The organism is Hydrocarboniphaga effusa AP103 (assembly GCF_000271305.1).
In the GTDB taxonomy this organism is placed as follows: Bacteria; Pseudomonadota; Gammaproteobacteria; order Nevskiales; family Nevskiaceae; genus Hydrocarboniphaga; species Hydrocarboniphaga effusa.
Window position 1 is genome coordinate 270,442 of record NZ_AKGD01000004.1, and the last position, 13,771, is coordinate 284,212.

The 13,771-nt window shown below is 64.4% G+C and carries 12 protein-coding genes; 4 read left to right on the forward strand and 8 right to left on the reverse strand.

Annotated features, from left to right (window positions below; all coding sequences use genetic code 11):
* The first annotated feature begins 67 nt into the window (after positions 1-67).
* From WQQ_RS20620 to WQQ_RS20630, 3 genes are read left to right on the forward strand one after another with little or no spacing between them, the layout of a single operon-like run.
* Entirely contained in the window at positions 68-838 is a 771-nt protein-coding gene (locus tag WQQ_RS20620) for a glucose 1-dehydrogenase (protein WP_007187199.1), read from the forward strand.
* Positions 826-2,433, forward strand: a complete 1,608-nt coding sequence (locus WQQ_RS20625; protein WP_007187200.1) for a FadD3 family acyl-CoA ligase — start codon at positions 826-828, stop codon at positions 2,431-2,433. The genes WQQ_RS20620 and WQQ_RS20625 overlap by 13 nt, the downstream gene beginning before the upstream one ends.
* Before the next feature lie 55 nt (positions 2,434-2,488).
* A complete protein-coding gene (locus tag WQQ_RS20630) occupies positions 2,489-3,355 on the forward strand; it encodes an SDR family NAD(P)-dependent oxidoreductase (RefSeq protein ID WP_007187201.1) in 867 nt (288 codons plus the stop codon).
* Positions 3,356-3,573: 218 nt separating this feature from the next.
* On the opposite strand, the gene WQQ_RS20635 is transcribed toward WQQ_RS20630, so the two are convergent.
* The 3 genes from WQQ_RS20635 to WQQ_RS23385 all read right to left on the reverse strand — a co-directional run bounded on the left by WQQ_RS20635 (position 3,574) and on the right by WQQ_RS23385 (position 9,528).
* Positions 3,574-5,943, reverse strand: a complete 2,370-nt coding sequence (locus WQQ_RS20635; RefSeq protein ID WP_007187202.1) for a TonB-dependent receptor — start codon at positions 5,941-5,943, stop codon at positions 3,574-3,576.
* Positions 5,944-6,114: 171 nt separating this feature from the next.
* On the reverse strand, positions 6,115-8,568 hold the full coding sequence (locus WQQ_RS20640) for a TonB-dependent receptor (protein ID WP_007187203.1): 2,454 nt from the start codon (positions 8,566-8,568) through the stop codon (positions 6,115-6,117).
* Positions 8,569-8,919: 351 nt separating this feature from the next.
* Positions 8,920-9,528: a flavodoxin family protein gene (locus tag WQQ_RS23385; protein WP_007187204.1), complete on the reverse strand. Its 609-nt coding sequence runs from the start codon at positions 9,526-9,528 to the stop codon at positions 8,920-8,922.
* A gap of 135 nt (positions 9,529-9,663) precedes the next feature.
* Between WQQ_RS23385 and adhP the strand changes: the two genes are divergently transcribed.
* Positions 9,664-10,695, forward strand: coding sequence for an alcohol dehydrogenase AdhP (gene adhP / locus WQQ_RS20655; RefSeq protein ID WP_007187205.1), 1,032 nt, complete (start codon positions 9,664-9,666; stop codon positions 10,693-10,695).
* Between the two features lie 134 nt (positions 10,696-10,829).
* On the opposite strand, the gene WQQ_RS20660 is transcribed toward adhP, so the two are convergent.
* The 5 genes from WQQ_RS20660 to WQQ_RS20680 form a co-directional block, all read right to left on the reverse strand.
* On the reverse strand, positions 10,830-11,234 hold the full coding sequence (locus tag WQQ_RS20660) for a VOC family protein (protein ID WP_007187206.1): 405 nt from the start codon (positions 11,232-11,234) through the stop codon (positions 10,830-10,832).
* A gap of 14 nt (positions 11,235-11,248) precedes the next feature.
* Complete coding sequence (locus WQQ_RS25345; protein WP_366490369.1) at positions 11,249-11,557, reverse strand: DUF5990 family protein; 309 nt, start codon at positions 11,555-11,557, stop codon at positions 11,249-11,251.
* 2 nt (positions 11,558-11,559) lie between these two features.
* Entirely contained in the window at positions 11,560-11,952 is a 393-nt protein-coding gene (locus WQQ_RS20665) for a VOC family protein (protein ID WP_007187207.1), read from the reverse strand.
* A gap of 595 nt (positions 11,953-12,547) precedes the next feature.
* Positions 12,548-13,369 (reverse strand): IS3 family transposase, encoded by an 822-nt coding sequence (locus WQQ_RS20675; RefSeq protein ID WP_007187208.1) that lies wholly within the window; start codon positions 13,367-13,369, stop codon positions 12,548-12,550.
* Positions 13,366-13,680, reverse strand: coding sequence for a transposase (locus tag WQQ_RS20680; protein WP_040455255.1), 315 nt, complete (start codon positions 13,678-13,680; stop codon positions 13,366-13,368). Before WQQ_RS20680 ends, WQQ_RS20675 begins: the two co-directional genes overlap by 4 nt.
* Positions 13,681-13,771 lie beyond the last annotated feature (91 nt).

Below are 13,771 nucleotides of genomic sequence, written 5' to 3' on the forward strand. Positions count from 1 at the left end.
CTCATCAGCCACCGTCGCGGGTCATCGATCCGGGCATCGATTCGGGCCACCTATTCGGGAGCAGGGCATGGGACGTGTGCAAGACAAGGTCGCGATCGTGACCGGAGCGGCGAGCGGTGTCGGCAAGGCGGATGCGCTGCTGCTCGCCAAAGAAGGCGCCAAGGTGGTCATCACCGACGTCAACGAAGAAGCCGGCCGCGCGGTGGCCGCCGAGATCGGCGACGCGGCCCTGTTCGTCAAGCACGACATCGCCTCCGAGGACGACTGGAAGCAGGTCATCGGCATCACCGAGGAAACCTTCGGCGGGCTCGACATCCTCGTCAACAACGCCGCGATCCTGATCTACGGCAACATCGAGGACACCGATCTCGCCACCTGGCAGAAGATCCAGCGCATCAATTCCGATGGCTATTTCCTCGGCTGTCATCACGGCCTCGCCGCGATGAAGAAGCGCGGCGGCGGCTCGATCGTCAACATGTCGTCGATGGCCGGCATCGGCGGCGTCGGCTCGTTCTGCGCCTATTCGGCGAGCAAGGGCGCGGTGGCGGCGATGACGCGCTCGATCGCGGCGCATTGCCGCATGAACCTCTACAAGATCCGCTGCAACTCGATCCACCCGGACGGCATCCAGACGCCGATGGTCAGCGGCCTGATGGGCGCGATGCCCAAAGGCAAGCAGACCGCGGTGCGCATGATGGACCAGAAGCAGCTCATGGCCCGCTTCGCCAAACCCACCGACATCGCCAACCTCGTGCTGTTCCTGGCCTCGGACGAATCGAGCTTCATCAACGGAGCCGAGATGCGCATCGACAACGGCTATCTGATGTGGGCGGACTGAGCACGCCAGCGCATACCGCCCCGGCCGCGTTTCGCGCGGCGGTCGAACGCTACGCCGACCGCATCGCGGTCATCGCCGAAGACGGCGGCGCGCTGAGCTACACGCAGCTCGACGCGCTGCGCATGCAAGCCGCGCGCGCCTTGATCGCCTGCGGCATCGAAGCCGGCGATCGCGTCGCCATCTGGGCGCAGAATCGCGTCGAGTGGATGGTCGCCGGGCTCGCGATCCACGCGGTCGGCGCCGTGCTGGTACCGCTCAACACGCGCATGAAGGGTGACGAGGCCGCATACATCCTCGGCAAGAGCGGCGCTAGGTTGCTGGTCTGCTCGGGCGCCTGGCTCGCGCAGGATTATCCGCTGCTGCTCGATTCCAAGCGCCCGGCTACGCTCGAACGTCTCGTCGTGCTCGACGACAGCACCGCCGCCCTGCGCGCTGCCGATCTGCGCTGGGATGATTTTTTATCGCTGGCCGAGCGCATCGACGCGAGCGCGGTGGAAGCGCGCAGCGCGGCGCTGACCGGCGAATCGAGACTCGACATCCTGTTCACCTCGGGCACCACCGGGCTGCCCAAGGGCGTCGTCACCGGGCATGCACAGAACCTGCGCGTGATCGCCGACTGGTCTCGCGCGATGAGCCTGTCGCCCGCCGATCGCTATCTGGTGGTGAATCCATTCTTTCATTCCTTCGGCTACAAGGTCGGCTGGTTCGGCGGCCTGCTGTCGGGCTGTACGGTGCTGCCGCATGCGATGTTCGATGCGGGCGCGATCCTGCGGCGCATCGCGGAGCAGCGCATCTCGGTGCTGCCCGGGCCGCCGACCTTGTTCATCTCGCTGCTCGACGATCCAGCGCGAGCGCAGGCCGACCTGTCTTCGCTGCGCGCGACCATCACCGGCGCCGCGGCCATCGCGCCGACGCTGATCGAGCGCATTCGCCGTGAGCTCGGATTCACCACCGTGCTGACCGGCTACGGGCTCACCGAAACCTGCGGCGTGGTCGCGCTCTGCGATGCGAGCGACGACGCCGAAACCATCGCGCTCACGAGCGGCAAGGCGATTCCCGACATCGAGCTGCGCTGCGTCGATGCGCAAGGCCAGGCGCTCGCGCCGAACCAGTCCGGCGAGATCGTGGTGCGCGGCTACAACGTCATGCAGGCGTATCTCGACGACGAGGCGGCGACGCGCGAGGCCGTCGACGAACAAGGCTGGCTGCACACGGGCGACGTCGGCAGCCTCGACGAGCGCGGCTACCTGCGCATCACCGATCGCCTGAAGGATCTCTACATCAGCGGCGGCTTCAACTGCTATCCGGCCGAGATCGAACGCATGCTCGCGGCGCATCCGGCGATCGCGCAGGCGGCGGTGATCGGCATCGCCGATGCGCGCATGGGCGAAGTCGGCAAGGCCTGCATCGTGCTGCGTCCGGGCTTCCAGCTCGAGGCGAGCGAACTGATCGCCTGGTGTCGCGAACACATGGCCAATTACAAGGTGCCGCGCGTGATCGAGTTCCGCGCTTCGCTGCCGACGAATCCGGGCGGCAAGGTCATGAAGTTCCAGCTGCGCGAAGACGCCGTACAAGGCGCACAAAGCGCGGCCTGAGGGCTGCGCGCCATCGATAGATAACCCGCAGGCAACCGCAAGCAGGAGCAAGGCCATGTCGAAACCGCTCGAAAACACCATCGCCCTCGTCACCGGCGCATCACGCGGCGCCGGCAAAGGCATCGCGATCGCGCTCGGGGCCCAAGGCGCGACGGTCTACGTCACCGGCCGCACGCTCGACGAAGGCCAGGCTCCCCTGCCCGGCACCATCGCCTCCACTGCGGCGGCGGTCACCGCGGCCGGTGGACGCGGCATACCGGTGGCTTGCGATCATGCGGATGATGCGGACGTCGCCCGGCTGTTCGCGCGCATTGCCGAAGAGCAACGCGGCCGGCTCGATATTCTCGTCAACAACGCCACCTTCCTGCACGACCAGCTGATCGAGAAAGGCGGCTTCTGGAGCAAGCCGCTGGAGCTCGTCGACATTCTCGACGTCGGTCTGCGCTCGGCTTACGTCGCGAGCTGGCACGCGGCGCAGCTCATGGTGGAACGCCGCAACGGGCTCATCGCCTTTACTTCGTCGTTCGGCAGCAGCTGCTACATGCACGGCCCGGCGTATGGCGCGCAGAAAGTCGGCGTCGACAAGTTCGCCAAGGACATGGCGGTCGACCTGAAACCCCATGGCGTGGCAGCGGCTTCGATCTGGATGGGCATGCTGCGCACCGACCGCACGCGCCGCGTGATGGACCGCGACGCGGCCAAGTACGCGGGCTTCTGGGAGATCGCCGAGACGCCCGAGTTCACCGGCAAGCTCATCGCCGCGCTCTACCGCGACCCGAAGCGCGCCGAGAAATCGGGCCAGGTATTGATAGGCGCCGAACTGGCGAGCGAATACGGCATCGACGACGAAGGCCGTAACCCGCCAAGCCATCGCGGCATGCTCGGCGCGCCGGTGCAGGCGCATCCGGCGATCGTGGAGTAGGCGCGCCGGGCGAAGTCGCGGAACCAGTCTGCCGTTCCTCTCTCCCGCTCGCGGGAGAGAGTCCCTCGCGTTAGCGAGGGTGGAGCCGTTAGCGAGGGGAGTGAGGGAACACCGCCTGGACTCAGCACTTTGCCGCAGAGCGCTCCCTCACCCGGCGCTCGCGCGCCACCCTCTCCCGCGCTGCGGGAGAGGGCATAAGCAGCCAGGCTTACAGCTCGCTACCAGCGCACCGTTCCCGTAATCCCGAACGTCCTCGGCTCGACGAAGTTCGCGACCGTCAGGCTGCCGAAGCTCGGGCCGAAGTCGATGTAGTTGGTGGCGGCGTCCTCGTCGGTCACGTTGCGCATCCACAAGGCGAGCTCCGCCGATCCGCCGGAGCCGACGCGGATGTCGGCCAGCGCGAGTCGCAGGTTGAGCAGGCCGTAAGCCTTCACGCGCGTGTCCGCGGCGACCTGGTTCGCCGGGTTGTATTGGGTGCTGCCGGGGCCGTCGAGCTGGTACGGATAGGTGAAGAACGCGCCGGTGTAGGCGTAGTCGACGACGCCGCGCAACGTTCCCCACGCTGCGCGATGCAGCACGCTGTCGAGCAGCGCATTGAACGTGTGCTTGGGCGCATGCACGAAAGCGCGGTTGTCGGCCGCGTTGCCGGCAACGAAGCTGCCCGCGTCGCTCGCATCATCCGGCGTGGCATCGTCGGGGTTGCGCACCAGATCGGTGAACTCGTCGTACTCGGCGTCGAGATACGCGTAGCTCAGGCGCAGCTGCGTTCCCTTCACGGGAACGAACACGGCCTCGATCTCGGCGCCCTGCACCGTCGCCTCGCCGGCATTGCGGATGACCGAGCCGGCCGCGCTGGTTTCACCGCCGACGAAGGTCGACGTCTGCATGTCTTCCAGCGTGTTGTGGAACAGCGCGAGATTGAACAGCGCCTTGCCGTCGAGCCAGGTGCTCTTGGCGCCGATCTCGAACGAGCGCTGCTTCTCGGGCTTGAACGGCGTCTGCGTCTCTTCGATGTTGATGTTCGGGCGATCGGCCGGCGGCGCGGTGTTGCTGTATTCGCCATTGAAGCCGCCGCTCTTGAAGCCTTCGGCGTAGCGGGCATACAGATTGATGCCCTGCGCCGCACGCCAGGCCAGCGAGGCCATCGGCGTGGTGGCTTCGAAGTCGCCGCTGGCGCGCGTGCCTTCGGGAATGAAGTAGAAGAACGGGTCGCTGGTCGAGCCGCTGACTCCGAAGCTGCGGGTCAAGTCCTTCTTCTCGCGCGTGTAGCGCGCGCCGATCGCGGCCGTGAGCTGCTCGGTGAGCCGATAGTCGATCTGGCCGTAGGCCGCCCAGGCCGAGGTCTTGGTTCCGTAGCGCGAGTCGTAGTTGGCGCCGCCGAAGATCAGCTGCTGCGGATTGTAGGTGTCGCCTTCGTCGCCGAAGTAATACACGCCGGCCACGTAGTTGAGGCGCTCGCCGCTGCCGAGCAGCTGCAGGTCCTGCGACAGCTGATCGTAGTCGGTGAAGCGCTGGGTGAAGACGAAGGCCAGCGGCGAGCCGTCGATGTCGATCGAATCGTTCCACTCCAGGCGCCGATAGCCGGTGATCGACTTGAGCGTGATCTGTTCCGAAAGATCCCAGCTCAGCGTGAACGAATGGCCCATGATGCGGGCCTGCTCAAAAGTCGGCGCGTCGATGTCGGCCTCGTCCTGGCGTCGCGTCGAGGCATACGAGGCCAGCACCGGATAGAGATCGGCCAGCGGCCCGAAACCCGGGTCGAACAGGCCGGTCGGCCGCAGGCGATAAAGCTGGTTGTAGTTGTTGCTCTGGTTGACGTTGGAACGGTCGAAGCGATATTCGCCGGTCCAGTTCTCAGTGAAGTCGAAGTCCGCCGCGATGCGCACCGCATCGTTGTGGCGATTGTTGAGTTCGTCGACCGAGCTCGTGCGTGCCGTGTCGACCCAGCCATCACGCCGCTCGCTGCGCACGCCGATCGAGATGCGCGCGATGCCCCACTGCGGCAGATCCACCGAGGCCTTCTGCACGAGCGCGTTGTAGTTGCCGTACTCCAGGCTCGCACTGCCCGAGAACTGACCGCTCGGCGCGCGCGTGCGCAGGCTGATCGCGCCGGCCAGCGTGTTGCGCCCGTAGAGCGTGCCCTGTGGACCACGCAGCACTTCGACCTGGGCCAAATCCACCACGTCGAATATCGAGCCCTGCGCCTTGCCGATGTAGACACCGTCGACGTAGATGCCGACCGCCGGGTCCCAGTAGATCGCCGGATTGATCTGGGTCACGCCGCGAATCGCGATCTGCGAAATCGTGGTGTTGGAGGGTGTTCGGCTGATCTGCAGGCCCGGCGCGAGCGCGGACAGATCGTCCACGCTCTGGATGCCGCGCGACTCGATCTGCTCGGACGAAAACGCGGTGACCGCCAGCGGCACGTCCTGCAGTTTCTCCTCGCGGCGTTGGGCCGTGACGACCACTTCGGCGATGCCACCCTCATCCACACCCGGAGCGGCTTGCGAAGCATCGTCCTGGGCAGCTGCCGTCAGACAGATCATTGCCAGCAGGCTCATCATCATCGCGCGACTGCTGTGATTCATGCGGCTCTCTCCCGTGTTCGCGAACGCGCGGTGGCCGTCTGATTCGGGGCCCCACGCTTTATTGGTGTGTACAAGCCCAGCGATCGCTGGACCTGCTCTTGAATAGACCGCGAATGCAGCCGATGCCTCACCCGTAGAGACGAGCTCGGCACACCCGCGCTGCGCGAAGGCTTACTGCCAGCGGTAAATCAGCTCCGCGCCGATCGTGCGCGGCTCGCCGAACAGCACCGCCCGATCGGCATGCGGCTGGTTGTCGATCGCCGAGATCACGTATTCCTTGTCGAGCAGATTGCGCGCCCACAAGGCGATCTCGGCCTTGCCTCGACTGCCGGCCGCGATCTCTCCGAGGCTCAGCCGCGCACCGAGCACACCGTAGGCGCCGATCGCCGTCATGCCTTCCTTGCCCGGCTGCATGCTGCCCTTGCGATCGTCCGTGTAGTTGTAGTTGAGGTTGCCGCGCAGCACGCCCCAGCTGCGATCGAGCATCGTCCAGTCGATGGCCGCGACGAAGGAATGCGGCGGTGCGGAGACGAACGAGAATTCGTCCGTCACGTCTTCGCCGCTGATGTTGCGCACCTGGGTGACGTCGGCATCGAGGTAGGCGTAATCGAGCGAGAGCAGCAGGCCCGGTGCGGCGAGCAGCGTGGTTTCGAGCTCGAAGCCGCGCATGCGCGCCTTGCCCGCGTTGGCGACCTTGGTGTCCGACACCGTGCCCGAGATCAGGAAGTTGATCTGCATGTCGGTGTAGTCGCTGTAGAACACGTCGGCATTCACGCGCAGCCGATGCTGCAGCCACTCGCTCTTGACGCCGAGCTCGTAGGCGTTGACGCGCTCGGGCGCGAAGCCTTCGACGAAACCGTAGCCGTAGTCGATGCCATCCGACGCCGGCCCGGATTCGCCCGAGATCTGCGGGTCGCGCGTGTTGAAACCGCCGCTCTTGTAGGCCTCGGCGTACTTCGCGTAGACGTTGATGTCGCGGTCGATGTCGAAGGCGACGATGCCGGTGATCGCGTCGTCGCTGAACTTGCGCTTGGCGCGCACGTTGTCGAAGCGATCGGCGCTGCTCAGCAGCACGGCGGTTCCAAAGCCGTTGAAGCTGCCTTCGAGATAAGTGTCGTTGACGCGAAACTTGAGCGCCTCGCGCTTGTCTTCCGAATGCCGGTAGCCGAGCGTCAGATGCAGGCGCTCGTCCAGCCATTGCGGCGTCCAGGTGCCTTGCGTGTAGAAGGCCAGCGCCTCGTTGTCGATGCTGTTGAGCACCTGGTCGAAGTTGACGAGTCGCGGATTCAGCAGGCCGCCCAGCAGCGGCTCCAGCGGCGCGATCAGCTCGGGGCTGATGTTGCTGCTGAACTGGTGATAGCGCTGCTTGCGATCCTCCTTGGCCTTCTCGCTGAAGTAGAAGCCGCCGACGATGTATTGCAGCGAATCGTCGAACAGCAGACCGTTGAGCTGCAGCTCGTGCGACCACTGCTTTTGCGTGGTGCGCGGGATCATGAGTTCGGTCGGCCCGCCATTGGCGACCTGCGCCGCGGGGCCGTCGTAGACGTTGCTGTCGAGCCGGTACGTCGCCGAACCCGCACCGCCGCCCAGATCGGTATAGGCCGCGTCGTCGAGCTCGCGATGCGCGCCGATGTACTTGAGCTCGTGCTCGCCGAGATCAAGCGTGAAGGTCGCCGCATGGCCTTCGATATCGACGCGCGATTGTTCGAGCGGAGCGCCGGTGGTGAGCGATTTCAACCGATGGCGGCTGTAGACCGACTGCGACTGCGCATAGCGCTTGAACAGTTCGGCCGCACCCTTGTCGCCATCGGGCGGCAGCACGGCCTGGTAGAGATAGTTGGTGTAATCGCTGCGGCTGCGGTCATAGCTGTAATCCACCGTCAGCGATTCCGTCGCGTGCCAGCGCAGGTCGAAGCGTCCGGCTAGATCGTCGCGATCGCCGAAATCTTCGCCGGGGCCGTCGTTGCGCACGTAGCCGTCGACATTGCTCGCGAGCACCGCGAGCTTCACCGCGAGATCATCGGCCAGCGGTACGTTGACCGAGCTGCGCAGGTTGCGGATGTTGCGCTCGCCGAGACCGAACTTGTGGCTCATCGAGAAGCCGTCGGTCGACGGCCGGCGCGTCACCAGGTTGACCGCACCGCCCGTGGTGTTGCGCCCATACAGCGTGCCCTGCGGGCCGCGCAGCACCTCGATGCGTTCGAGATCGGCGACGTCGAAGGCGTTGCCGGTCGATCGCGCGATGTAGACGCCGTCGATGTAGACACCGACGGGCGGGTCTTGCGTGACCTGCGCATCGAGCAGGCCGATACCGCGAATGAAGAAACGCAGGCTCGCATTGCTGGTGGGAAACGGATCGACCGTCATGCCCGGCACGTTGCTGCCGAGATCGCCGAGGCCGTCGATGCCGCGTGTGGCGAGCTGATCGGCATTGAAGGCTTCGATCGAGATCGGCGTCTTCTGCAGCGACTCGCTGCGCTTCTGCGCGGTGACGATCACCTCTTCGAGCGCTGCTTCCTCGGCGGGCGCACTTTCGCTCTCGGCGGGTTCGCGCACTTCCTGGGCCGAGAGCGAAAACGGCAAGGCCACGGTGATCAGCGCAAGACGCATATCGAGCTTCTTCATGCTTGCCTCCCCAGACAAGATCGCGACACGTCGGCGATGCTAGTGGGGCCTTCGAAAAAGCTTCCTCATGCAAGCGGATGAGGGATGGCGCCGTTCGGCAGGTGATGGCCCGGTCAGGCCACGGGCGCAGCCTGCCTCATTCGCAAAAATACCTTGCCTTCTCCCGCTTGCGGGAGAAGGTGGCGCGAGGCGCCGGGTGAGGGAGCCCCACCGATGACGGCGCAGACTGGTCTAGCCGCGTTCCCTCACCCCTGCCCCTCTCCCGCACGCGGGACAGGGGTTCTCAAGACTCCAGGCATCCGAGCCTTGTCATCCGGGACGATAGCCGCATGCGCCAAGCACCAGGGAGCTTCACGCGACGGGGATGGCAGCCACCGCATCGGCAAACTTCCTGAGCTTTCTGCGGCCCCTGGTTTCGGACCAGAAGTCGCCATCGTCGAGCGCGACGGCCGGAAAGCGATCGCGCTCGATCACCTCCGCATGCGGATCGAGCAGCGCGCCCATCTCGCCGAGGCATTGCTCGGCGCCGCTCGAGCCCATCGTGCAGAACAGCGCGACGCGCGGCATGGCCGAAGCATAGCGGCACAGATAAGTGCGCACGGGACTCGAAACGCGCGCGGCCCAGACCGGCGAGCCGACCACGACGATGTCGTAGGCACTCGGCTCATGCCGGATGCCGGAAATGCGCGGCCTGATCTCGGCGAGCGCCTCGATCACGCAGCGCAGCATGCCCAGCCGCCCCGTACGCTTCCCCGCCGCGACAAGCTCTTCCACATCGGCCCCGAGCATGTCGGCGAGCTGACGCGCCACGCTGCGCGTGCGGCCGCCGCGCGAGTAGAACACCACGAGTATTTTCTTCGGCCGATGCGTGGCCGTGCCGTCGATGCCGCTCGCACTCGCGCTCGTTCCGGGCGGATGCTGCGCCGGCTCCCGGTTCGAGCGCGGTTCGGACGAGGTCATGGACGGACTCCTTCAGTGCTGTTTCGTCAGCGTCCACTCACGGCTCGATGTCGGCATTGATCACGATCAAGGCGATGCTCCGGGCCCGCGGCGATTCTAGACGCACCGCCACCGAGCACCGACGAGATTCCGACCATGACCCAGACCATGAAGGCCGCTGTAGCACGTCGCTTCGGCGCGCCCTTGAGCATCGAAGACGTGCCGGTGCCGACGCCGGGCCCGGGCGAAGTGCTCGTGCGCGTCATCGCCAGCGGCGTCTGCCATACCGATGTGCACGCCGCCGACGGCGACTGGCCCGTCAAGCCGACGCTGCCATTCATTCCGGGACATGAAGGTGCCGGCATCGTCGCCGCGCTGGGCGCAGGCGTGAAACATCTCAAGGAAGGCGATGCCGTGGGCGTGCCGTGGCTGCACGATGCCTGCGGCGGTTGCGACTACTGCATGACCGGATGGGAAACGCTCTGCCACGACCAGCACAACACCGGCTACGGCGTGCAGGGCTGCTTCGCCGAATACGTGATCGCGAACGCCGACTATGTCGGCCAGCTTCCGCCCAATGTCGACTTCGCGCACATGGCACCGATCCTGTGCGCCGGCGTCACCACCTACAAGGGCATCAAGGAAGCCGACGTGCGTGCCGGCGAATGGCTCGCCATCTCGGGTGTCGGCGGGCTCGGCCATGTGGCCGTGCAGTATGCCAAGGCGATGGGCCTGCACGTGGTCGCGATCGACATCGGGGACGAGAAGCTCGAACTGGCGCATTACCTCGGCGCCGACCTGACCGTCGACGCGACCGATCCGGAAGCCTGCGAGCGCGTGATTCGGCAGACCGGCGGCGTGCACGGAGCCTTGGTGACCGCCGTTTCGCTGAGCGCTTTCTCGCAGGCGCTGCGCATGCTGCGACGCAAGGGAACCGTGAGCCTGGTCGGCCTTCCGCCGGGTGAGTTCCCGTTTTCGGTCTTCGATCTGGTGCTCAACCGGTTGACCGTGCGCGGCTCGATCGTGGGCACTCGCAAGGATCTGCAGGAGGCCATCGATTTCGCCGCCGAGGGCAAGGTGCGTCCCACCATCACGCGGGCGCCGCTTAACGACATCAACCGCGTGCTGACCGATCTCAAGGAAGGCCGCGTCAACGGCCGCGTCGTGCTCGACATCGCCAGCAGCTGAACTGCGTCGCGACAGGCTCCGCGATAGCGATCAGTTGCGGTCATACGGACTTTGAGTGGGTCTGGTCTGGCGAGCCGACTCAGGACCTTACGCGCAGCCACGCCGTTCGGCGAGGTCCGCGCAGAGCCGGAACGTCAGGCGCCCTTGTTCTTCTCGTCCCAGGCCATCGGCTCCCACAGCTCGATCTTGTTGCCTTCGGGATCCATGATCCAGGCGAACTTCCCGTTCTCGTGGGATTCCGGCCCGCCGACGATTGGGATGCCATCCAAGCGGAGCTGCGATATCAAGCCGACGAGATCATCGACCCGATAATTGATCATGAAAGCCGAATCGCTCGGACTGAACCATTGGCTGTCCTTGTCCGCGACGTTCCAGACGGTAAGCCCCTTGTCATCGGCCTTGTCGTCCGGCCATTTCAGAATCGCCCCGCCCCAGCTCTCGAGCGCGATGCCCAGGTGCTGCTGATACCAGCCAGCCAGGGCCGCACTATCGTGTCTGCTCTTGAAGAAGATGCCGCCGATTCCGGTGACCTTTGCCATCGCTCGCCTACCTTTCAAACCTTTGGCTTAGACAGGACTTTCCATCCCCCACCAAGAACTGGAACCGTTCCGCAGCAGGGGCCGCCGTCTCGAGCCAGACCATGGATCTCCGCAAGAAGAACCGCGTTGTCTTGCGCGAGGACGGCATCGACCCATGCCCAGGAAATGGTGCCGGTCTTGATCTTGGCTCGCCGGTCCCACTCGGTCCCCGTTTGCCCCGCCATCGTTCCCGAGTTCAGGTAGAGAAAGCGATCCGACGCCGGACCTTGCGCAATCCGAACTAGCTGTACCGCGAGTGGCCTCGGTGTTTGCGTTGGGCCTATTGCTACGCCGACTCAGCGTCATGGCAGACCGCTTCGATATTGTGTCCATCCGGATCGCGAACGAAAGCGCCGTAGTAGTTGGGATGGTAGTGAAGGCGCAAGCCCGGCGGCCCGTTGTCCGTCGCTCCAGCGGACATCGCCGCAGCATAAAAGGCGTCAACGAGCGCGCGGCTGGAAACACGAAACGCAACGTGGATGGGCGGAACATTGGGCCCACCAGCGCCGATCCAGAAATCAGGCTTTGGCGGAACGCCGAAACCTGCCGCGTCATGGCCACCAGTTAACTTTCCCGGAACCTCCATGAGCAACTGATAGCCGATGGGCGCGAGCGCAGCGACGTAGAAGGCTTTGCTGCGCGCGAAGTCGCTAACTGCGATTTTGAGGTGGTCGATCATGGATTCTTTGGCTGCTCATGGCTCGAAGAGCCTGAAGTAATTGATCAGAAATTTCAGAGGCGCAAGCGGAGGCGTGGACTTAGGCCGGAGGCACTTGTCTAGGGGCACTTTTCAACTTACCTATGATGTCTCGTCTACAGACCAATGCCTAAGCGATCGTTCGATCTGCTCGACATGATGCAACAGCTCAGGATTCAGGCACCACCGCAAAAAGCTGATAACGGCCGCTCTCTGCCCCGATGAGCACTGAAACTTGAAACTCAAATATGGGATTGAAGTGCTCTTCACCTTCCCAAACTCGCACAGAGCCTGAACGGTGTAGTCGTGAACCAAGACATGCGGTCTATGGGCATTGCGCACACACCACGCCATATAAGCAGGCACGACGATTAAAAGCTTGGCATCGAGATCGAGCGCGGCTAGATCTTGATTCGCCTCGATGTATGCATCGCTCAAAGCGTCGCTTGCACCTGGGAAAGCGCTAGCAATCTCCACGAGTAGTTGCTCAGAACTCTGCATGTCTTATGACCAACGCCAAGGTCAGGCCGTCCTCGCCGAAGGCGACGATGTAATGACCCACCGAAACCTGCGCAGGTCAGGCCGCTAAGGCGAATGCCTCGGCGGGTGTTTTCATCTTCAGCGCCTGATGCGGGCGCCGATGGTTGTAAAACGCGATCCAGTTACTGATCACTCGGCTGGCATGCTGCAGGGTTTCGAAGCGATGCCGGTGCACGCATTGCTCCTTCAGCGATCGGATCACACGCTCCACCATGCCGTTCTGCTGTGGGCAGTGCGGCGTGATGAATTCCTGCTTCAGACCGTAGCTGCGAACCAGCGCCGTGTAGTGCCGACTCGTGAAGACCAAGCCATTGTCGGATCGCAGTAGAAACGGCACCGGAACGCGCCCCAGCGTCCCGAACCGAGCGATCAGCGCTTGCTCCAGGGCAGCACTGGCCGTCGTTGCACGGCCCGTGCGTGACAGATGCCAGCCCAGCAGCTCGCGCGTGTGGCAATCGATGACCACCGCCAAGCTCGCCCAGCCGTCCCGGCCTGCCCAGACGCGGCACAAGTCGGTTGCCCAGCGCTGATTCGGCGCCTGTGCCTTCGATGGCAAAGCTTCGACTCGCGGCCGACGACCAACCGGCCGCTTCTTCACCTGCCAGCCCTGGATCTGAAACAGCCGCTGCACTGTGTTCTTGTTGAAGCCCAGTAGCGCGGCCACCGTGCGGTAGCCGAAGGATGGCTCCTGCTCGATCAAGGCTTTGACTGGCTCGGCGAAGCGGGGCTGCACTTTCGGCGCTGCCTTTTGCGGTCGGTAATAGATCGTCCGCCGTGCAAACCCGAACCAGCGGCACAGCTGACTGATCGACACCTCGAAGCCGTCGGCTTTGAGTCCCTGGCGGATCGCTTCGATCACTTCTCGTCCTCGCCCAGCAGGGACTGCAATTTTTTTCGTGCGCGCAACTCCAGCATCGCCTCGCCGTACGCTTCCTGCAGATCCTTGAGCTTGCGCTCGTACTGCTCGCGAACGTCTTCGGGTTTTGCCCTCAGCGCGTTTTCCATCCCGGCCTTGGCTTGGTCAACCCAGTCTTCCAGCTCCGATGGCGGCAGATCGAACTGCCGAGACGCCTCCGCCACGGTCTTCTTCCCCTGGATGATCTCCAGCACCAGCGCACTCTTGCGCTTGGCCGTCCATCGCTTGATCTCGTCTTCCATCACAACGCTCATGGCTCACTCCTTTCAAAGTATCGCCTGAGCAGGTTTTTAGTGGGTCATTACATACCATTAATCAGCTGCGCGGTCTACTCGCCAAATTCGG